Annotated in this window: 8 protein-coding genes; 4 read left to right on the top strand and 4 right to left on the bottom strand. The window is 69.9% G+C overall.

Annotation, left to right across the window (positions count from 1 at the left end):
* Positions 1–454: 454 nt before the first annotated feature.
* Together ACVJ6E_RS00970 and ACVJ6E_RS00965 are read right to left on the bottom strand one after the other, a co-directional pair.
* Complete coding sequence (locus ACVJ6E_RS00970; RefSeq protein WP_147421919.1) at positions 455–4,510, bottom strand: translocation/assembly module TamB domain-containing protein; 4,056 nt, start codon at positions 4,508–4,510, stop codon at positions 455–457.
* Between the two features lie 248 nt (positions 4,511–4,758).
* Positions 4,759–6,621, bottom strand: a complete 1,863-nt coding sequence (locus ACVJ6E_RS00965; protein ID WP_199681567.1) for an autotransporter assembly complex protein TamA — start codon at positions 6,619–6,621, stop codon at positions 4,759–4,761.
* 566 nt (positions 6,622–7,187) lie between these two features.
* On the opposite strand from ACVJ6E_RS00965, the gene ACVJ6E_RS00960 reads away from it, so the two are divergent.
* From ACVJ6E_RS00960 to ACVJ6E_RS00945, 4 genes are all read left to right on the top strand, one after another.
* Positions 7,188–8,321, top strand: a complete 1,134-nt coding sequence (locus ACVJ6E_RS00960; RefSeq protein WP_120270859.1) for a polysaccharide biosynthesis/export family protein — start codon at positions 7,188–7,190, stop codon at positions 8,319–8,321.
* Positions 8,322–8,414: 93 nt separating this feature from the next.
* The gene (locus ACVJ6E_RS00955; protein WP_120270860.1) at positions 8,415–9,767 is read left to right on the top strand and encodes a capsular biosynthesis protein; all 1,353 of its coding nucleotides are present in this window, start codon (positions 8,415–8,417) and stop codon (positions 9,765–9,767) included.
* Positions 9,751–11,049, top strand: a complete 1,299-nt coding sequence (locus ACVJ6E_RS00950) for a capsular biosynthesis protein (RefSeq protein ID WP_199681569.1) — start codon at positions 9,751–9,753, stop codon at positions 11,047–11,049. Before ACVJ6E_RS00955 ends, ACVJ6E_RS00950 begins: the two co-directional genes overlap by 17 nt.
* The gene (locus tag ACVJ6E_RS00945) at positions 11,046–12,674 is read left to right on the top strand and encodes a capsular polysaccharide export protein, LipB/KpsS family (RefSeq protein WP_491676383.1); all 1,629 of its coding nucleotides are present in this window, start codon (positions 11,046–11,048) and stop codon (positions 12,672–12,674) included. Before ACVJ6E_RS00950 ends, ACVJ6E_RS00945 begins: the two co-directional genes overlap by 4 nt.
* Before the next feature lie 9 nt (positions 12,675–12,683).
* On the opposite strand, the gene ACVJ6E_RS00940 is transcribed toward ACVJ6E_RS00945, so the two are convergent.
* Both ACVJ6E_RS00940 and ACVJ6E_RS00935 read right to left on the bottom strand, forming a co-directional pair.
* Positions 12,684–14,024 (bottom strand): aminotransferase class I/II-fold pyridoxal phosphate-dependent enzyme, encoded by a 1,341-nt coding sequence (locus ACVJ6E_RS00940; protein WP_120270915.1) that lies wholly within the window; start codon positions 14,022–14,024, stop codon positions 12,684–12,686.
* Positions 14,025–14,110: 86 nt separating this feature from the next.
* On the bottom strand, positions 14,111–21,712 hold the full coding sequence (locus ACVJ6E_RS00935) for a type I polyketide synthase (RefSeq protein WP_120270862.1): 7,602 nt from the start codon (positions 21,710–21,712) through the stop codon (positions 14,111–14,113).
* Positions 21,713–22,023 lie beyond the last annotated feature (311 nt).

The raw sequence follows: 22,023 nt of genomic DNA, 5'->3' as shown, positions 1-22,023 counted from the left end.
GTATCCGCCGGGGTAGCTGGTAGGGACGCTGGCGGATGCGGCTTTGTGCCGGCGCCGAGGCCTGAGCGGCACGACCTGTGGTTACTGGATCCCGGTCTTCGGCTACGCCGAAACCGGGATGACAACCGGGGGTGACCCGTGCCATCGCACAGGCCTCTCCTTGCGTCCTCCCGGACGGCGCGCGGCGCCGAGCCGGGACCGGAGAGTCGAAGGCGCTTGCAGACGCGCTCCGGGACGGAGCCACGACCGCTGTGGCTCGCCGGTTCCGGGTCGCGCTTCGCTTGCCCGGAATGACGATGAGAGAGGGCGGGGCAAGGACGCTGGCGGATGCGGCTTTGTGCCGGCGCCGCGACCTGAGCGGCACGACCTGTGGTTACTGGATCCCGGTCTTCGGCTACACCGAAACCGGGACGACAACGGGGGTGGCCCGTGCAATCGCTCGGGCTGCCTTCCGCTAGTTGCCGAATTCGCGCTCGAAGAAGATGCCGGCCTTGGACTCGCCGTCCGCACCGACCTCGCCGCGCAGCTTCAGCGACTTGGTGACGTCGATGTCGACGGTGACGCGGCTGGAACCGGCTTCCGTGCCCTGTTTCACGCCGAGATAGATGTTGTCGCTCAGGTACTTGCCGACGGCGAGCGAGGGGCCGGAGGTCCCGTCGGTCTCCACGTCGATGGCATCGACGCCGAGCGACTGGCGCAGCGCACCGAGCGGGCCTTCGCCGCTGCCGCCGGTCAGCGCCAGAACGGAGGCGCCGAGCTGGGCGATCTGCGTGGGCGAGAGCTGGCTCATCGACCGGTCGAACAGGAACTGCGCCAGCACCTCGTCCTGCGGCAGCTGCGGCGAGGAGGTGAAGGCGATCTCCGGCTGTGCCGCCGGGCCGGTGACGGTGATGGTGACCGCTGCGCTGCTGGTCTGCGAGGTGGCGGCGAAGTCCAGCCGCGGCATCAGGGAGCCGGTGAAGCTGACATCGCCCCGGTTGAACTGGACGCGCCGGGTCAGCACCTGCAGCAGGCCGCGCCGCATGTTGAACGAGCCGATGGCCTGGATGTCGGCGGTGGTGCCGGCCACCCGCAGCGTGCCGCCCATTTCCGCGTCGAGACCACGACCGCGAACGAAGATGCGTCCGGGGGCGGAGACAGTGACGTCCAGCGCGATCGGCCGGCTGCCGCCGCCGCCGGAACCGCCCTGGTCGCGGGCCAGCGCCGCGTCCTGCTGGCGCACCGCTTCCGGCGCGTTGACATGGGTCACCGCCAGGGGATTGATCGCCCCCGGCAGGCTGCTGGGAATGGTGATGTCGGCACGTGCGACGGTGACGTTACCCTCCAGCCGGGCACCGCGCGCCTGGTCGGCGAGGGGGCCGGTCAGCCGCAGGTCGGCGCCGACCGTTGCCTGCACCACGCGACCGTCGGAATAGCGCCCGTCGCGCACTTGTACCCTGAGGTCCGCCGGCATGCCGGCGCCGAGCCCGACCCGCCCGCCGGCCGACAGGTTACCCCCGGCGGCGATGGCTGCGTTAAGATCGTTGATCGCAACACCGGCATTGTCGATGGCGATGCTGCCGGTGAAGTTCTGCAAGGTGAGCCCGGAGGCGAGCTGCGTCAGCGACAGCTGGCGCGGCTGCAGGGTGATGCTGTAGCGCGGCGCGGCGAAGGGGCCGGTGACCTTGCCCGAGACGGCAAGCCCGCCCTGGCCGGAAAAGCCCGACAGGATCAGCCGCTGTCGTGCCGCACCGACCGGGACGTTGCCGGAGAGCGTGATGTCGAGGGCCCCGGGCGCCGCAATGGCGACGGGCCCGCTGGCGGTGAGCGCCAGTCCGTCCGCGCCGGTGATGTCCGTCGTCTGGGTGATGCGGCCGCCCTGGAAGCGGCCGTTGGAGCGCAGATTGACCGCTGCGATGCCGTTCTCGCGCAAGGGGGCGGCGGAGAGATCGGCGATCGACAGCGACCATTCGGCCTGCGGGTCGGCCGCAGCGCCGCGCACGGTGACCGTGCCCGAGGCGCTGCCGGTCGGGGCGACGCCTGGCGCGAGCGGGGCCAGCGCCGTCAGCGGCAGCGCGGCGATCTTCGCGTCGATGGCGAGGCGGTCGGAAGCGGTGCCGCTGATGTCGATGCGGCCTTCGCCGATCCGCAGCCCCAGGTTCTCGATTGTGGTGGTGCCGTCGGCGATGCCGATCCGCGCCTCGCGCGCCAGGCGCGTGGCAAGACCGCGATAGCGCCCCTGAAGCGAGGACAGCAGCACATCCAGCCCGTTTTCGGTCGGCTGCAGGGCCGCGGTCAGCACCACGCCATCGGCATTGCCGCCCTGCGACAGGCGGGCGTCCACCTCGATATCGGTGCGCGAACCCTGTGTGGTCGCGGTCGCGGTGACCGTCTCGATGGCGGTGCCGCCGGCATTGATGCCGCCAAGTCGCGCCTCGCCCGAAAGCTTGGGAGCCGCAAGGCCGCCGCTGGCGGTGCCCGAGGCGGCAAGCCGGGCGATGCGGTTGCCGGCAACGACCACATCTTCGCCCTGCAGGTCGAGCTGCGCCCGTTGATCGGCGCCGGTTCCCGTCAGCGCCAGCTTGCCCGACAGCGCGCCTTCCAGTTCCGTCAGGGCGAGGGCCGAAAGCTCGGAGAGCTTCGGCGCGGCGATGTCGAGCGTGCCGGTGACCGTGCCGAGCGCATCGGCAAGGTCGCCGACCTCGAAGGCGCCGGTGATCCGGTTTTCCCCCGTTGCCAGCGAGAAGGTCGGGATGGAGAGGCCGGGGCCTTTCGGCTCCGCGTCGATCTCCGCATCCAGCCGGTTGCCGTCGACGGTGCCGCGCGCCTGGATATTCGCGGACAGCGCGTCCGGTGCTGTCGTCGCGGTGACGTCGATCTCAAGATCCGTGACGGGCTTGCCGGCGAGCTGCAACGCCTCGGCCGTGAGCGTCGCGGCGACGTCGGGGCCGGTGAGCGCGCCCTTGGCCGTGCCCTCGACCCGGGCCGCACCCACGACTTGCGGCGCGAAGCGGGCAAGGTCGGCGAGCGTCACCGTGTAGCTGCCGTCGATGGTCTCCGCCGTGACAGCGCCGTCGAACGTCGTCTCGATGCCGTTCAACGTCAGGGTGAGGGCGTCGATCTCCGCGCCCGGGGCGACCGGGTCGACCGTGGCGCGCGCGTCGAGCGTCAGCGGCCCGGCGAGCATCTCGGCGCCGTCGATCAGCGGCTGCAGGTGGCGCGCGGTGAGTTTTGCGGTGAGGGCGAGGGGCGCATTCGCCGCGGTGGTGTCGAGATCCTCGCCCGCAAGCCGCAGGCCGATGCCCTCCAACTGGGCTTCCGTGGTCTGCAGGCGCACGGTGTCGAGCGCCAGCGACCAGTCGAGCGCATCTCGCGGGCCGCTGGCAGTCAGTGACAGGTTGGTCTCGCCGATGGTGATCAGCCGGTCGGGCAATTCGATGCCGATCATCGCGCCGTCGCCGGCCGACAGGCGCACCTTCGCGTCCGCATCGATCCGCCCGTCCTCGGGCAGGTCGGCGCGGAAACTGGAGGAGAGCGTGCCGGTCGCCAGGGTGCCCTGTGCCTGCCGCGGGGCGAAGTCGCGGGTGAGGATAACCTCCGCGTCGAGCACCGTGCGGCCCATGACCAGCGCGGCGGCGACCGGCGGGGCGAGGGCGGACAACTCGCCCTCCAGCCGCGCGTTCAGCTTGCGGGTGTCCCCGGTCTCGGCAAGGCGGGCGGTGCCCGCGATCTCGGTGCGCCCGTCCAGCGCCAGCGACAGCTGCGCCTGCCAGTCGTCCAGCGGGCCATCGCCCTTCAGCGCGATGTCGAGCGCCGGCAGACCCTCGATCTGCAACAGCCTTGCGGCAAGGCCGCCGCGCGGCTCCTTCACCGTGACGTCGAAGAACAGCTCTTCGGCCTGCGGCATGAAGCGGACGGTCGCGGCGATATCGCCCGGCGTGCCGTCGATACGGCTGATGGTGAGTTCGGCATTGGCCGCCTGTGGGGCGTCGGACAGGCTCGCCTGCGCCTGCGCGGTCAGGCGAACCGGGATGCCGACGACGGGCGCGCCGATGTCGATCTCCGCGATCCGCGCCTGGCCGAGGCGGAAGGGCAGCAGCGGCACGGAGCCGCCGGAAGTGTCCTCGCTCTGCGAGGGAACGGGCAGGCGCGCAAGGGAAACGCGGGCGACGTCGACGGCTTCGACATCGATGGTGCCGGACAGGAGCGCCAGCGGAGCCCAGGCAAGCCGGGCCTGCTCGACCGTCAGATAGGTGCCTTGCGCGTCGGAGACCTCGACCCGCTCGACCCCGGCATCGAGGCCCCAGCCGACCGTGAGGCCGGAGAGCTTCACGCCGCCGTCCGGGCCGCCGGCGATCCCGTTGACCAGCGACACGACCGCGTTGCGCCCCGCATCCGTCTGCAGTGCGCCGAGCAGGCCGAGCGCCAGCAAGGGCACGATCACCACGATGGCGACGAGCACGCGCAGCAGCAGCCGGGCGGTGGCACGCAGGAAGGAACGGGGACGGCGGCGGGCTGGCGAGGCGGTCACGTCATGCACCCCGACGAGCTGAAAAACGAGTCGTCATGAAAAGACTTATCCCGCACTCTTGAAGCGAAATCATGGCGTCCCGGGCGGCCGACCTGAATCGGCCTCTCAAGACGTTGAATCGGAATCGAAACCTTATCGTCCCAGGCCATGTGACTGGAATGATTCGCAGAATCGGATTTGAGACGGATTTTGCAAAATTTCGAGAAATTTTGCGTTCCTGCCGGCGATTCCGTCTCGATTTCTCGAAATCAGAATGCCTGGCTGAGGCCGACGTAAACGGCGAAGCTCGGGTCGTCCTTCTCCGGGTTGAGCGGCACGCCGACATCCAGCCGGAGAGGCCCGACTGGAGTGAAGTAGCGGATGCCGGCGCCGACGCCGACCTTGAGCCCTTCCGAGAAATCCGGATAGACGGTGCTGAAGCTGTTGCCGGCATCGATGAAGCCGACGAGGCCGATCGTCTCGGTGACCTTCATCCGCACTTCTGCCGAGGCCTCCACATAGGAGCGCCCGCCGGTGACCTCGCCCGCGATCCGCGGGCCGACATTGCGATAGGCGTAGCCGCGGATCGAGCCGCCGCCGCCGGAGAAGAAGCGCCGGGCAGCCGGCACCGCCCGAATGGACGGGGCGATGATGCTGCCGGCGCCGAGGCGCCCGGCGAGCACGAAGCGGCGGGACACGTCCAGCGCCTGGTAGGCGGAGACCTGCGCCTTGGTGAAGAGCATGAAGTTGCCGCCCTTGGCGTCATAGGCGGGTTCGGCGAAGGCGACCGCGTTGATGCCCTTCGTCGGGTTCAGCTTGTCGTCGCGGGTGTCGTAGGCAACCTCGCCGATGATGCCGGTGAGCAGGTAGGTGCGGTCGCCGAAGACGTCCTGCTCGTCGGCGAACTGCACCTCGGCGCCGACCCGCGCCGACAGCTGGTCGCTGAACTCGCGCCGGACGAAGGCGTCGAGCGTGACGTTGCGGCTGCGATAGGCGTCCGGAATTTCCTGCTTGGCGCTGAGGCTGGTCGTGAAGGTGGTCAGCGGCCCGAAAGCGCCGGGCTTCTCGAAGGCGATGCGGCCGGCATATTCCAGGTCCGACAGGCTGTTGTCGCCGATGCGGCCGACCGAGCCCTCGATGCTGAGCAATTCGCCGCGGCCGAACAGGTTGCGCCGCCGCCAGTAGGCCTCGACGCCGAAGCCTTCCGAGCTCGACCAGTTGGCGCCGACGCCGATGACGTTGCGCTTGCGCTCGGAGACCTCGATGGTCATCGGCAGGCGCCCGTCGGGGCCGACCTGCTCGCCCGGCACGATACGCACGGAGGAGAAGATGCCGAGATCGGACAGCCGCTTGGTGGCGCGCTCGATCGCCTCAGGCGAATACTGCTCGCCCTCCGGCAGCATGGCCTGGGTGACGACGAAATCCGGATCGGTCGCCTCGGTGCCGCTGACGCTGACCTCGCCGAAGCGCGCGGCCCGTCCCGGCGCGGCGACGAGGCGCACGTCCAGCCGGTTGGTCGCGTGGTCGGCGACGATCTCGCGCCGTTCGATCTTGGCGAAGGGATATCCGGCCGCCTTCAACTGGGCGACGATCTGCTGCTCGGCGCGCAGCACCTTCTCGGAATTGGCGGTCTCGCCGGGGACAAGTCCGTAGCTCTCCGGCGTGCCAACCAGGGCGTCCTGCGAGGTGCTCTCGACCGAGAGCTTGCCGAAGGAAAACAGCGCGCCCGGCGAGACGCGGATCGTCACCGGCACGGGGCGCGGGCCGGGCAGGGAGGGCATGCGCAGCGCCGCCTCCAGCGTCAGCCCGGCAAGGCGGATGTCGACGGTGCCGGCATAGTAGCCCTCGACATAGAGCCGGCCGACAAGGCGCTCGAAGTCGGAATTGGCGCGGGCGATGAGACCGGCCTCGCCCGAGGGCGGGCGGTCCGCATCGCTGACGAGTTCGGAGGTGCTCTCGAGCCTCTCCTTGAGCTCATCGTTGGAGCCGGACAGCGACAGGGTGACGGTATAGGGGAAGGGATCGACGACGGCGGTTTCCGTCTCGCTCTCCGACTTGCCGAAAGGCAGCCAGCCGAGCAGGTCGAGCGCGGCGGCCGGAGAGGACGGAAGGCTGAAAAGGGACCCGGCCATCAGCGCAGCAAAAAGGGCGCGCCGGCGAGTGCCTCGCCGCGCCGTCCTCGCATTCCCCGTCAAAAACGCCGACGAGTCTGCCGCCCGGATCTCGTTGATACGCACGAGACATCCTGTTCCGGTTGAGCCCGAAAGGTCCTTCATCGACCCATCTTGTAAGCCTCAGGCTAGGCCCGAATGGTTGACCGGTTCTGAACCGATGGCCCCATCCGGACCAATTCGCTCACCATATGGCATGTTTCATGCGCTTTGACGAATCTCGCCCCGCGGCGGATTCGGCAAGGCAGGGCGCGCGGTTGCGGGTGCCGGCCGCAATTGCCGTCAGGGTAGAAACGCTGCCCGCTCCTGTCGCTCCCCTCGAACGGCGGCCCACAAATGCCTGAAAACGGGGACAGTTTTGTCAGATTCATTTTCTGTTTGATTAACCAATGAGGTAAACAATGTTGCCGATGGACAACAGGTGCCGGGCTTGCGGCGGCGCGTGTCCATCCAGCTTGGACACCCGCCCGAGAGGGTGCTAACAGAAGCGGGCGTGACACGTCCGGAATGTCACTACCGAGGCCTTGATGCGTTTCTTGATCCCTGTTTTCCTTGCGTTTTCGCTCGCGGGCTGTGCTGGCCTGCCTGGGCAGGGACCGGCTGCGATCACCATCACGTCCGAGGAAATCGAGGGTGACGCGGTCAGCTCGGACTACGTACTCCTGTCGCTCGACCGCCAGACGATCTCGGCGGTGCACGACTATCGCCCGGCGCTGTTCTCCCGCCACTTCGCCTCGGTGCCCGGTGCCGGCCGTTCGACGCGCCTTGGCATCGGCGACCGCCTGGTCGTGACGATCTGGGAAGCGGCACCGGAAGGCCTGTTCTCCACCACCGACGGCAAGAACGTCTCCGTTCCCGTGGTGGTCGACGAGGCCGGCTATATTTTCATTCCCTATGCCGGCCGCATCCAGGCGAATGGCCTGTCGGTCGAGGGCCTGCGCTCCTCGATCCAGGAGCGGCTGAAGGGCAAGGCCATCGAGCCGCAGGTTCTGGTCCTGGTGGAAGGCAACGAGAGTAGCGGCGTCGTCGTGGTCGGCGACGTGATGAAGCCCGGCCAGTACACCATGTCGGTGCGCGGCATGCGCCTGCTGGAAGCGGTGGCGCGGGCCGGTGGCTCGCGCGAGGCGACCTACGAAACAGTGGTGACGGTCAAGCGCGGCTCGCGCTCCGGCGAGGCGCGCCTCGTCGACCTGATCGAATATCCGGAAAACAACATCTGGCTGACACCGGGCGACAACGTGCTGGTGACGCACAAGCCGCGCACCTTCTCCGCCTTCGGCGCGGTGCAGGCGACGCAGCTCGTGCCGTTCAAGACCGAATCGGTGACCCTGGCCGAGGGCCTTGCCCAGGTCGGCGGCCTGAAGGACTTCTTCGCCGATGCCGGCGGCATCTTCCTGTTCCGCTTCGAGGACCGGGAACTGGTGCGCCGGATTCGCGGCGACGAGGTCGCGCAGAAGTTCTCCAAGACCCGCGTGCCGGTCGTCTACAAGCTGAACATGCGTCAGGCCGAGGCCTTCTTCCTCGCCCGTTCGTTCGAGATGCGCGACAAGGACATCATCTACGTCGCCAACCATCCGACGGCGGAGTTCGGCAAGTTCCTGCAGATCATCGGCCCGCTGCTGTCGAGTGCGAGAACGGTCGACGCGCTGGCCACCAATTGATGGCGGGCCGCGCCCCGGAAAGGGGGCGCACGCCCGCGACGCCGCGAGCGGCAGGCTTCCGCCAACCGGCCGGCGTCGCAACGGACGCCTGACATGCCGCAAGAGACGCAAACGCGCACGGTGCTGTTTCTGCAGGGTCCGCCCTCGGACTTTCCGCGCGTCGTCGCCAACGAGCTGGAAGCGCTCGGCCATCGCACCCTGCGCATCAACCTGAGCCTGTCCGACTGGCTGCTGTGGCACGATGCCCGCTGCACCAGCTATCGCGGCAGCCTGACGGCGTGGCCGGATTTTCTCGAGGCCTATGTCCGCAAGCACGGCGTCACCGACATCGTCTTCTATCAGGACCGCTTCCCCTACCACTCGGCGGCCATCGAGGTCGCCGGGCGACTGGGCCTGCGCACGGTCGCCTACGAGAACGGCTACCTGCGCCCCGACTGGATCACCGCGGAACTCGACGGCATGTCCGCGCGCTCGCTGTTTCCCGACGACGTGAGCGCGATCCGCGAGGCGGCCTCGGTGCTGGCGCCCATCGACCTGACCGTGCGCTATCGCCATCCGTTCTGGCTGGAGGCGGTGCACGAGGTGACCTTCCACCTCGTCAATGCGTTCCTCTTCCTGTTCTGGCCGCGCTTCACCCAGGACAAGTTCTACCATCCGATCTTCGAGTTCACGGCGATGGTTCCGCGGCTGCTCTTCGCCAGCCGGCGCGACCGCAACGCCAATATCCTGATCGCCGACCTGATCGAGTCGCGCTGTCCGTATTTCGTCTTTCCGCTGCAGCTCCAGAGCGACTACCAGCTGCGCTACAATGCGCAGTATGGGCATCTGGCCGATGCGCTGGACGAGGTGTTCGCTTCTTTCGCCGCCAATGCGCACCTGGCGGCGCAGCTGGTGATCAAGATCCATCCGATGGACCAGGGCATCGAGCCATGGGGGCGGATCGTGCGCCAGCTGGCGCGCAAGCATCGGGTCAAGCACCGGGTCCATCTGGTCGACGGCGGCCATCTGGTGACGCTGCTGGAGCATGCTTCCGGCGCGCTGATGGTCAACTCCACGACGGGCCTGCATGCGGTGCGGCTCGGCTGTCCGGTGAAGATCCTCGGCGTTGCCGTCTACGATCTGCCGGGGCTGACCTGCCAGCTGCCGCTCGACCGGTTCTGGCGTACGCCGCAGGCCCCCGATGCCGGCGTCTACGACGCGGTGCAGCGGCTGATGGGCCATGCGATCCAGATCCAGGGCAACTTCTATACGGCCGAGGGCAAGCAGGCGGCCGCGCGCGAGCTTGCCCGCCGGCTGACGCAGAACGGCGTCAACGAGCCCGGCGCCTGCGTGCGCCCGGCACCGCGCGGGGAAAAGGCGCGGCGGCTCGGCATTCCCATGACCTTCACGCAGGAGATGCAGGTTCGCGGCCGCATCGGGCGGTGGTGGCGTGCCTGGCGCGGCTGAGACGCGCGCAGGCCGCGCCCGGCATTTCCTGTTCCTGCAAGGGCCGCTGTCGCCGCTCTACCGGATGATCGGCGCAAGGCTGGCGAAGGCCGGCCACCGGGTGACCCGGGTGAATTTCTGCAGCGGCGACTGGCTGCACTGGCACGGGCGCGAGTGCCGGTTCTGGCGCGGCAAGCTCGCCGACTGGCCGGCCGAGGCGGCGCGGCTGATGGAGGAGGGCGGCGTCACCGACCTCGTGCTGCATGGCGACACGCGGCCCTATCACCGCCCGGCGGTGCTGGCGGCGGAGCAGCGCGGGATCGCCGTCCATGTCACCGAACTGGGGCTGGTGCGGCCGGGCTACATGACGCTGGCCCGCGGCGGGCTCGGCGTGCTGAGCCGGCTGCCGGACGACCCGGCGATCATCCGCCGCGCAGCGGCGCGTCTGACTGATCCGGACCTGTCGCCCCGTTATCCCGGCTCCTTCGCGCTGGAGGCCTGGCAGGACGTGTCCTATCACCTGCCGAATGTCGCGGGCTTTGCCTTCCATCCCTCCTATCGCCGCCACACGCCGAGCCATCCGCTCGTCGATTACCTGTCCTGGATACGCCGGCTCGCCGGTGAGCGGCGACGGAAGGCCGTGGCTTCGCGCATCGAGGCGGAGCTCCTGGGGGGACAAGAGCCGCTGTTCCTGCTGCCGCTGCAGGTGGAGGGGGATTACCAGATCCTGGCGCATTCCCATTTCGGCACCATGCGCGCAGCGCTCGGCCACGTGATTGCGGCGTTTCGCGAAGGTGCGCCGAAAGAGGCCCGGCTGGTGGTGAAGGCGCATCCGCTGGACAATGGCGAGGTGGACTGGCGGGCAGAGATCGCGCGCCATGCCGGCGAGGACGGAGGGCGAATCGTCTTCCTCGACGGCGGGTCGCTGGGCGCGCTGTTCCAGCGTCTTTCCGGGTTGGTGACGGTGAACTCGACCGCCGGGCTCGACGCGCTGAGGGCCGGGGTGCCGGTCGCAGTGCTGACGCCGGCGCTCTACGACATGGAGGGGCTGACCCATCGCGGTCCGCTCGAAAGCTTCTGGCAGGCGCCGCAGCCGCCCGATCCGGCGCTGCTTGCCGATTTGCTGAAAGTCGTGGTGGCAAGCTCGCAGCTGCGCGGCTCGATCCACAATCGTGAGGGGCTGCATGTCGCCGTGGCGACGATGACGGCGCGGCTGCTGGACGACACGGCACCGGATCCGGACTGGCAGGCGGAGTTGCCGCCGCGCCTTGCCCGCGCCCGCGCGATGGGGGTGCCGCTGTGAGCGCGTGGCCGACCTGCCGGCGCTGGCTCGTGGTGGACAAGGAGCTTGCGCCGTGTGCCCGTGCGCTTGCCACGATCCTCGGGACGCCGGTAGTTGCTGCGACCCGCGCGCCGCAGACGGGCGAAGGGCTGGTGTGCCCTGCCGGAAGCGCCGAGGTGGCGGAGCGGGCGCGGCAGGCGGCAGGGGGCGGCGTTCCGATGCTGCTGGCCGGCATGGCGTCTCCCGATGCGCCGCCGGCCCCGCTGGCGAAGGGCACGCTGGTGGTGGCGCTCTTGCCGGTTGATCCGGCAGTGGTTCTGCGCGAAGGCGAGGCAGCGGCGAGCGCCGCGGCGGTCGCGGCGCTGAAAGCTGTGGCGCTTGAGGATGCGGCGGGCTGGGGTTCTGCGCTGTGTCGGCGTTTCGGGCTCGATGAGGGCCTGGCCGAAGAGTGGGCCGGGATGCTGCTGGCGCAAGCGCACATCTATCCTTCGCCCTATGAGGCGGGACAGGCGCTGCCGGCGGCGCTGGCGCTGCAAGGGGTGGCGGCGGCGGCGCGGCGGGCGGAGGTCTCGGAAAAGCCGCTGTTCTGCTTCGGCGCCAAGTCCTGGAACCACGCGACGATCCGTGCGGCGCTGGCGGGACCGGGCCGGGAGTTCGCCTTTTGCGCCAGCGCGGACGAGGCGATCGCCCGCGCGGCGCGCGAGGGCGGACGGGCGCTCGGCTGGGCGGCGGGCGTGAGTGCCGAGGCCGAGGCGGCGGCTGCGCGGGCGGGCGTCGACCTGTGGCGGATCGAGGACGGCTTCCTGCGCTCGGTCGGGCTCGGTGCGGGCCTTGCGCGCGGCGCTTCGGTCGGCTTCGACAATGAGGGCATCTATTTCGACGCGCTGCGGTCGAGCCGGATGGAGCGGCTGCTGGGGGAGCGGGAACTGACCCCGGTGGAGCGGGCCCGCGCGGACGGGCTCATCGCCCGCATCCGCAAGGCGCGGGTCACCAAGTACAATGTCGGCGGCAAGGGCACGCTGCCGAGCGTGCCGGAGGATCGCACGGTGATCCTGGTGCCGGGACAGGTGGCAGACGATGCCGGCGTGCGCCGCTCGCTGTCGGCGACCATCGACTGCGCGGCTTGCCAGAACGTCAATCTGGAGCTGCTGCGCCAGGTGCGCGCCCGCAACCCGCACGCCCATATCCTGTTCAAGCCGCATCCGGATGTGGCCGCGCGCCTGCGTGCCGGGCGGCTGGAGCCGCACGAGACCGAAGGCCTCGCCGATCAGGTGGTGGAGGGCTGCGATATCCTCGACCTCGTCGACCTCGCCGACCGGGTCGAGACCTTCTCCTCGCTGAGCGGCTTCGAGGCTCTGTTGCGCGGCAAACCCGTGACGGTCTACGGCATGCCGTTCTATGCGGGATGGGGGCTGACGCAGGACCTGACCGAGTGCGCAAGGCGCGGGCGGCGGCTGGATCTGGCAACGCTCGCCCATGTCGCCTTCATCGACTATCCGCTGACGGTCGATCCGGTGAGCCTCGTCCCTTGCGGGCCGGAATTCCTGATCGCGCGGCTGGAGAGCCAGAGGGCGAGCACCCGCCACCGGATCGTGACGCGGATCCGGCAGGAGCTGTCCTGGCTGGGGCGCAAGCTGGGGCTCTAGCTCGCCGTCTTAACTGGTTTGGCGGACGCTTTTGACCAGCGACGAGAAGCCGACATTCTCTTCCCGCATTGTCTTCAGCTCCTGGGCGGTGGCATCGACCGCGCGGTCGATCTGATCACTGCTGTGCTCGCTGGTGATGAAGAAGCGGATGCGGGCGGATTTTTCCGCGACCGCCGGGAAGACGATGGGCAGCGCGTTGATTCCGCGTGCCAGCAAGCGGTTGGAAAGCGTTGCCGCGCCGATGGAATCGCCGACGATGACCGGAATGACGCTGAGGCCGGCGCTGGGGCCGGTGTCGAGGCCGGCGGCCCTTGCGCGCTCCAGGAAGCGCCGGCCGTTGGCCGCAAGCCGCTGCACGCGCTCGGGCTCGCGCTCCAGGAGGTCGGCAGAGGCGATGGCCGCCCCGGCAAGCGCGGGCGACAGGCCGACGGAGAAGACGAAGCCGGGCGCGGTGGCGCGCAGGTAGTCGCACAGGGCCTTGGAGCCGGCGATGTAGCCGCCGCAGGCCGAGAAGGTCTTGGAGAGCGTGCCCATCCACATCTCGACGCTGCGCGGATCGACGGAATACTGCTCCGCGAGCCCGCGCCCGGTGGCGCCCAGCACGCCGACGGAATGGGCCTCGTCGACCAGCAGCCAGCAGTCGAAATTCTGTTTCAGGCGGATCAGGCGGGCAAGGTCGGGATAGTCCCCGTCCATGCTGTAGATGCCCTCGACGACGATCAGCACATGGTCGAACTTGTGCCGGTTCTGCGAGAGGATCTGCTCCAGCGCGTCGAGATCGCCATGGGGGAAGTTCATCCGCGCCGCGCCCGACAGGCGCGCGCCCTCGGTGACCGAATTGTGCACCAGGGAATCGGTGAGGATGAGGTCGTCGCCCTGCATCAGGTGGCCGATGACGGTGACGTTGGTGGCGTGGCCGCTGACCATCACCACCGCATCCTCGACGCCGTGCAGGCGGGCGAGGCGCTCCTCCAGCTCGCGGTGGATCGGCCGCTCGCCGGCCACCACGCGGCTGGCCGAGGCGCTGGTGCCGTAGGTGGCGATGGCGCGGGTGGCGGCCTCGTTCACCTCCGGATGGCCGTTCAGGCCGAGATAGTTGTAGGAGGCGAAATTGTCGTAGGTCTTGCCGTCGATCACCGTGGTGGCGCCGGCAACGCCCGCATGCGGGCGGAAGAACGGGTTGTCGAGACCGATGAGATCGGCAGCGGCCCGGTGCATGCGCAACTGGCGCAGCTGCGGCAGTTCGGAGAAGTCGAAGGCGGCGGGACCGGGCGGCGGCGGGGCCTGCACGGCCGGGCGCGCGGGCTGGCGCTGACGCGCCGCCTTGTGGCCGGCGCGAAGGTTCGCCATCAGCTCGCGTCGCTCGTCCGACTTGCTGCCGTGCTGGTCCAAGTTGTCGTCTCCTCGAGAGCTGGGCGTTGCGCCCGCATCGCCCACTATAGCAGCGAGCGGACGTTGCGGGTGCGTTCCTCGACCTCGGCGGCCACATCGGCCAGCGCCTCCGCGTCGCCGTCGAACACGTCGTCGCCGAGATGCTGCATGGCGTTGGTGCGGGCTTCGCTGGACAGATCCGAGCCAACGCCGGCGACGCCCGACAGGGCCTGGTCGGCGATGCGGGTGGCCATGTCGCTGAGCGTTGCGCCGTTGGCGAGCGACATCAGCGGGATGTCGATGCCGAACTGGCGCTCCGCCGCCATGCGCAGCTCCAGCGCCATCAGCGAATCCATGCCGACTTCCGTCAGCGGACGCGCCGGGTCGATATCGTCCTCGCCGATGCGCAGGATGCGGCCGATTTCCACGGCCAGCAACTTGCAGATCTTGGCGATGGCGCTGGCGCGGTCGAGACCCTTGACCAGTGCGGCAAGATCGATGGTGCCGCCTTCGCCGGCCCCGTCATTGCCGGCCGCGATCCCCAGCCGCTCGGCGAAGGGCGTGGCGAGGAGGGCGAGATCGCGCCGCGCCGCCGCCCAGTCGATGCGGGCATAGCCGGGCGCGGCCGCGGCCGCGTCGTCCTGCGGCAGGGCCATGAGCGTTGCCAGCCCGTCCAGCGCCTCGCGCGCGGTGAGCGCGTGGCGGCCGAGCTTGCGCGCCAGCAGGTCGCCGACATCGGCGTTGCGGGCAAGGTAACCGGCATCGGAAATCGCGCCCCAGGCAACCGCGAGGCCGGGCAGGCCTTCGGCGCGCCGGCGGGCAGCAAGGCCCTCCAGATAGCCGTTGGCGGCCACATAGTTGGCCTGTCCCGGATTGCCGACGAGCGTGGTGGCGGAGGAGAACAGCACGAACTGGCGCAAGGAATCGCCCCGGGTCAGCCGGTCCAGAAGCTGCGCGCCGCGCACCTTCGGCGCCAGCACAGCGTCGAGCTGCTCGCGGGTGAGGTTGGAAAGCAGGGTGTCGTGCAGGACCATCGCCGTGTGGAAGGCGGCCTGGATCGCACCGGCATCCTTGCGGATCGCCGCAAGCGCGGCCGTGACGGCGCTTTCGCTGGTGGCATCGCACGCATGACCGACGACCGTAACGCCGCGGCGGCCCATCTCCTCGATCAGGGCGGCGGCCTCCGGCGTGGTGGCGCCGCGCCGCGACAGGACGTCGATGCGTGTCGCGCCCATGTCGGCGAGCCGGCCGATCAGCGCCGCGCCGAAGCCGCCGAAGCCGCCGACGACAACGAGGCTTCCCGCCTCGCTCTCGAAGCGGAAGGGCGCGGGCGCAGCCTGCGGGGCGGCGGGCTGCTGCGGCGGGCGGATGACGATCTTGCCGATATGGCCGGCCTGCTGCATCAGGCGGAAGGCGGCGACCGCCTCGTCGGCCTCGAAGGCGCGGTAGGGCAGCGGCGAGAGCGCGCCGCCGGCGAAGAGCTGCATCAGCTCGTCGAGCAGGCGTTCGGCCAGGGCCGGCTGATGGATCAGCAACTGGTCGGCATCGATGCCGAAATAGCTGAGATTGCGGCGGAATGGCCGCAGGCCCAGATGGGTGTTCTCGTAATAGTCGCGCTTGCCGAGCTCGAGGAAGCGGCCGAAGGGGGCCAGAACCTCGATGCTGCGCTCCATCGCCTCGCCGGACAGCGAGTTGAGCACCACCTCGATGCCCTTGCCGCCGGTCAGCCGCATCACGTCGTCGGCGAAGGTCAGCGAGCGGGAATCGAGCACGTGGTCGACGCCGAGCTGGCGCAGAAGGCTGCGCTTTTCCGGGCTGCCGGCAGTGGCGATGATCGTCGCGCCGATATGGCGGGCGACCTGGATCGCGGCAAGGCCGACGCCGCCGGCACCGCCATGGATCAGCACGGTCTCGTGCGCTTCCAGCCGGGCGAGCCGGTGCAGCGCGTAATAGCTGGTGAGGAAGGCGACGGGGATGGTCGCCGCCGCTTCCGGAGCGAGCCCCTGCGGCGTGCGGGCGCAGCCCTTTTCCGAGACCGTGACGCGGCTGGCGAAACAGGCCGGCGCAAAGGCGATGACCTTGTCGCCGGGGCGCAGGCGGCGCGCTTGCGGGCCGGTGGCAACGACCGTACCGGCGCACTCCATGCCGAGCGTCGGGCCGGCGAAGCCGTCCTCCAGCGCCTCTTCCGGCAACAGGCCGAGCGCCCACATCACATCGCGGAAGTTGAGGCCGCTCGCCTCCACCGCGATCTCGACCTCGTCGTCGACAAGGGCACGGGCGGGAAGGCGCGACCACGACAGGCGGTCGAGCGAGCCCTGCTGGGCGATGTCGAGGCGCAGGATGCCGGTACCCTCGTCCGCCGCGCCGGTGCCGGGCTGCGGCAGCTCCGGACCGCGCTCCAGGCGCAGGCCGAGACGGGTGTCGCCGTCGATGACCAGCTCGCGCTCGTCGGTGCGGTCCAGCCCGACGATCTCGGCGGCAAGGCGCAGGGCGGCAGCGCTCGCGTCGAGATCCTTGCGGATATCGACGAGCCGCAGGCCGGCGGAGGGGAACTCGTTCATGGCGACGCGGCCGAAGGCCCACACGCCCGCCTGCAGCGGATCGGGGGACGTGCCGCAGGCCGGGGCGCGCGCGCCTTCCGGCGCGACGACAATGATCGGGCCGGCCGCGCTGCCGCGTCCCTTGAGCATCTGCGCCAGCTGCCAGGTGCGGGCGGAGAGAGCGGCGCTGGCATCCTCACCGGAACCGGTGCGGGCATAGGCGCCGGCGAGATGGACGATGCCGTCGCGCGCGGCGGCGGCAAGCGGCGTGGCCTCGTCCCAGACGGCGGGATCGTCGAGATCGGCGACCATCATTTCGTCATTGGCCGCCGGGGCGCCGCCGGCCACCAGCACCGCGTCGATGCGGTGCGGCTTCAGACATTGGCGCAGCGCCGAGGCGACGGCGCGCGAGGGACCGTCCACGTCGCAGACGATGGCCATGCGCCGCAGCTCCGCCTCGCTCTCCGCAGCGCCGTTGCTGTTGGCAGCGGAGCGGCCGGAGGGGAGGGTGGGCGCACGGGCGATCAGAATGCTGGCATCGACCTCGCCGCCGGCAAGCGGCAGGGCCTCGACCTCGCCGAAGCCGAATGCGGCAAGGCGGGCGGTCCATCCCTCGCCGCCGAGCAGCGGGGTGGCAGGACGCGGCGAGCCGGGAACGGGCGTCCACCAGTCGGCGCCGGTGCCCAGGATCAGTTCGGCATCGCTGGACGGCGTGCGCTCAAGAGCCAGCAGCTGACCGCCGGGCGACAGCATCGCGGCAAGGTCCTTGAGCACCGCATCGCCTGCGCCGCTCAGCGTGTCGCAGCAGACGGCGAAATCGTAGGGGCCGCCCTCGGCAAGGGCGCCGTCCTCCAGCGAGAGGAAGCGCGTCTGGGCGCTGCCCTGCCAGTTGCGGCGCAGTCGCTCGGCAGCGCCCGGCGAGGGATCGCCGACGGTGAGCGTGGCGTTATAGGGCGACAGCAGCGTGTCGAGATGGCGGGCGACGGGGAACGAGCGCTCGCCGAGCACCAGAACGGAGAGCGGCTTGTCCTGCGGCCAGTCGGCAACGGCCCGTCCGGCGATGTCGAGACAGGCGCGGCGCAGGGCCTGTGCGGCCGGATCGGCATTGCGCCAGCCGGCCAGCAGGGCCGAGGCGAAGACATCGCCGGCGCTGGCGGGCAGGCCCTGCCGCAGAAGGTCCGGCAGGTCGTCGGCAAGGCGTGCGAGCAGGGTCGCCTGCGAGCCATGGGCACCGGCCTCGAAGACCAGCGTCTGCACCAGCGAGGCCGGGTCGAGCCCGTCGGCGGGATCGGCGATCCGCCACTTGCCGTCTTCCTCCTCGGCCAGATCGTGATGGGCGAGAAGCTCGAGGAAATGGGCGGCGAAGGGCGCGGCGCTTTCGTGCAGGGCACCGTCGCGAACCTTGGCGGAAAGAACAAGGGGCGCGCCGCCGAGCACGTCATGGAGCGCCCGATGGGCGATCGTGCGGGCAAGCGCGTCGGCCAGCAGGGCGGCGTCCGAGGGATCGTAGTCCTCGCTCGCCACAAGGCCGAGGTCGCCGGCAATCGCGGCAAGCGGCAGGACATGCGCCTCGCCCGCATCGGCCGGCGTCAGCAGGCGCGAGACGACGCGGTAGGTGAGGCCATGGTCGCGCTCAGTCATGTGGAACTGCACCGCCTTGAAGCGGGCACCCGTCAGGCGCGCGACGAGGCCGCCCTCGGCGTCGAGATAGTCGAAGCCGGCGACCAGAGAGCGGGCGCTGCCCTTCTCGACCTGGATGCGCACGGCAACGGGAACGGAAGCGGGGGCATGCAGCTCGATGCCGGAAAAGCGGATCGGCAGGAAGCCGCCCTCGGCCGGCTCGGCCCGCTGCCCCAGCAGGGCGAAGAGGCCATGGAAGCCGGCATCGGCGACCGCCGGGTGCAGGGCGAAGGTGCCCGGCTCGGGCGTGGCGGCCGGGGCGAGCAGGCCGAGGCGCGCCTCGCGCTCGCCCGACAGGACGGCGGTATCGGCAAGGCGGAAGGCCGGGCCGTAGTCGAGGCCATGCGCCAGCGTCAGCCGGTAGATCTCGTCATGGGAGACCTTGGTGCCGGCTGTGTCCGCTTGCGGCGCGGGCGCGTCCGCTGCACCGGCCAGCGTGCGGAAGCCGGCCTTGGCGTAGAGCGACCAGTCGGCGCCGGAAAGGCGCGGGCGGGCATGGACCTCGATCACCCGGTCGTCCGGCGACAGGCGCACCATGGTCTCGAAGGTCTTGCCCTCGTCGAGCACGAGCGGGCGCAGGATTTCCAGGTCGCGCACTTCGATGCGCGCCTCGCCGGTCCACTGCAGGGCGGCGCGCAGGGTCATCTCGATGAAGCCGGCAGCCGGGAAGACGGCGGTCTGCTCCACCTTGTGATCGGCGAGGAACGGCAGCAGGTCGAGGTCGATGACGTTGAACCACTCCGCCGTTTCCGGGCGCAGGCGCTTGCCGGCCAGCGGCCAGCCGCGCTCGCCATGGGCGGTGATGCGCTCGTCCGTCTCCGGCGCCAGGAAGGGGGTGAGCTGCCAGGGATAGTCCGGCAGGACCGGAAGGTTGCGCCCTTGCGGTCCGACATACAGGTCGAGATCAGGCGCAGCGCCATGGGCGACGATGCGCGCGGCGATGGTGTCGATATCGGCGAGAGGCGCGCCTTCGCTGCGAGGCGCCTCGAGGCTGGCGAGCACCGGCGTCTGGTTGCCGATGCTGCGCAGCGCATCGCGCACATAGGTGGTGAGAACCGCCTTGGGGCCGATTTCGACGACGAGGTCGACCGGCTGCTCGGCAAGGCGCGCGACCGCATCGGTGAAACGCACCGGGCGGCGGACATTCTCCCACCAGTAGGAGGCATCCGGCGTGATCTCGTCCTGCTCCGGCGTGACGGAGGAGAGGAACGGGATCGCCGGGGCGTTGCAGGTCAACGTGCCGAGCGCCTCGCGCAGCGGCGTCTCGATGGGATCGACCAGCGCGCTGTGGAACGGATAGGCGATGTTGAGCTTGCGCAGGGCCCACCGCTTCTTGCGGGCAAGGCGTGCGAAGGCGTCGATGCTCTCCGACGGGCCGGAGATGGTGACGCTGCGCGGGGAGTTGATGGCCGAGAGCTCGATGCCCGGCAGGCCGGCTTCCGCGATGGCCGCACGCGCGTCCTCCGCCGGCAGCAGGAGCGCCGCCATGCTGCCGAGATGGCGCACCACCTCCTGCTGCGTCGAGCGGGCATGGATGATGCGCGTGGCGGTGGCCAGATCCAGCATTCCCGAGCACCAGGCAGCGGCGACCTCGCCGACGCTGTGGCCGAGCACGGCGGAAGGTTCGATGCCGCGCGCCTTCAGCGCGGTGACGAGGGCCACCTGGACGGCAAACAGCAGCGGCTGGGCGATCTCGGTCCGCTCGATCTCCGTCTCCAGGTCCTTGGAGAACAGCATGGTGACGAGCGACCAGCCCGAAACGGCCATGAAATGCCGGTCGACGGTCTCCAGCGCCTCGCGGAAGGCCTTGTCGCCGGAATAGGCGTCCTGGCCCATGCCGGCCCATTGCGAGCCGTTGCCGGAGAAGGCGAAGGCAACGCCGCGGGTGCGCGGGGCGGTCTTGCCCTCGATGGCGCCGGCCGCATCCTCGCCGCCGGCAAAGGCGGTCAGGGCGGACAGCTTTGCGGTGCTGTCGCCGAGCACGACGAGGCGATGGTCGTGCAGGTCGCGGCGGCGGGCGGCGGCGTCGATCACCGCGCCGGCCTTGTCGCCGTGATCCTCGACAAGCGCGGCATAGCGGCCGGCCAGCTCGCGCAGTGCGGCCTGCGAGCGCGCCGAGATCACCAGCGGCGCGGTGTCCGGCACGCGGCTGTCCTCGGCACCCTGCGGCGCGACGTCGCCGATGACGGTGTGGGCATTGGTGCCGCCGAAGCCGAAGGAGTTGATGCCGGCAAGGCGCGGACGCGCGCCCCGCGCCAGCTCGACCTGCTCGGCGGCAACGGCAAGGTTGAGGCCCGCAAAGTCGATGTTCGGGTTCGGCTCGTTGAAATGCAGCGACTTCGGCAGCCGGTCATGGCGCAGCGCCAGCACCGACTTGAGGATGCCGACGAGGCCGGAGACCGGCTCCAGGTGGCCGACATTGGTCTTGACCGAGCCGATGGGGAGCGGGGCGCCGCGCTTGCGGCCGATGGCGGTGCCGAGCGCGTTGGCCTCGGCCGGGTCGCCGACCTGGGTGCCGGTGCCGTGCGCCTCGACGAAGGCGAGATCGTCCGGCGAAATGCCGAGCTCGTCGCTGTAGATGCTCTCCAGCAGGGTCTTCTGCGCCGGCGAGGAGGGCAGCGACAGGCCGGCGGTGCGTCCGTCCGCATTGATGCCGGTGGCAAGGATGCGGGCACGCGGTTCGCGCGCGGTCGTGTCGCGCTGCAGGATCATCGCCACCGCGCCCTCGGAACGGACATAGCCGTCGCCCGAGGCGTCGAAGGCGCGACACAGGCCCTGCGGCGACAGCATCGAGGCGCGGGCGAAGCCGATGAAGGGGAAGGGGCTGAGCAGCAAGTTGACGCCGGCGACGATGGCCGTGTCGATCTGCCCGCTCTCGATGGCGCTCACCGCCTGGTGCAGCGCCACCAGCGAGGACGAACAGGCGGTGTCGAGCGTGAAACTCGGCCCGCGCAGGTCGAAGATGTAGGAGATGCGGTTGGAGATGATCGACAGGGTGTTGCCGGTCATCGTCTGCATGTCGACGGACGGCAGGTCGAACAGCAGCCGCTGGTGATAGTCGAGGCCCGAGGCGCCGACATAGACGCCGGTCTGGGTGCCGGCGAGATCGGACGGGCGCAGGCCGGCATTCTCGATGGCTTCCCACACGACCTGCAGCAGCAGCCGCTGCTGCGGATCGATCTGCACCGCTTCGCGCGGGGAAATGCCGAAGAAGCCGGCGTCGAAGCCCCAGACGTTGTCGATCTGGCCGGCGGCGAAGGTGAAGCTGCGGCCCGAGGTGCCGGGGCGCGGATGGTGGAAGCCGCGCGTGTCGAAGCGGTCGGGGCGTATCTCGCTGACGGAGCACAGCCCGTCGTCGAGCAATGTCCAGAAGGCCTCCACTGTCCCGGCACCGGGAAGGCGTGCCGAATAGCCGGTGATGACAGTGTTATTCGCGCGCAAGGACATCCAGAACTCTTCCGTAGCGGCTCTTGCGAGCCAATGCTGCCAAGCGGCGGCGACCCGCGAGGATGCCACCGGATGTTGTCGTCGGGTTGCATGTCCCCTGCACCCGCCGTGCCGGGCCCTGCCGGCCCGAAACCGGATCCGCCCCCGGATCCGTTTCATGGATCCGACCCGCCGGATCCAGTCCATCGCCCAGCCTTCGACCAGGGACGGTTCCTGCCGCCGTCCCCCGCCGGGCATCTTGCCCCCCAGCCTCGAAGCAGGTTCGCGAAGCGGTATCGGGGGGAACTTCAATATATCAAGACGAGGCGGTC

It is taken from the genome of Stappia sp. G46H5W, from assembly GCF_058448995.1.
This window is presented reverse-complemented; position numbering and strand designations above follow the sequence as displayed.

Excerpts from the sequence above, each read along its gene's own strand:
- ACVJ6E_RS00965 (WP_199681567.1), bottom strand. The coding sequence starts at position 6,621 with ATGGCCGGGTCCCTTTTCAGCCTTCCGTCCTCTCCGGCCGCCGCGCTC.
- ACVJ6E_RS00960 (WP_120270859.1), top strand. The coding sequence starts at position 7,188 with ATGCGTTTCTTGATCCCTGTTTTCCTTGCGTTTTCGCTCGCGGGCTGT.
- ACVJ6E_RS00955 (WP_120270860.1), top strand. The coding sequence starts at position 8,415 with ATGCCGCAAGAGACGCAAACGCGCACGGTGCTGTTTCTGCAGGGTCCG.
- ACVJ6E_RS00940 (WP_120270915.1), bottom strand. The coding sequence starts at position 14,024 with ATGGCGAACCTTCGCGCCGGCCACAAGGCGGCGCGTCAGCGCCAGCCC.
- ACVJ6E_RS00935 (WP_120270862.1), bottom strand. The coding sequence starts at position 21,712 with ATGTCCTTGCGCGCGAATAACACTGTCATCACCGGCTATTCGGCACGC.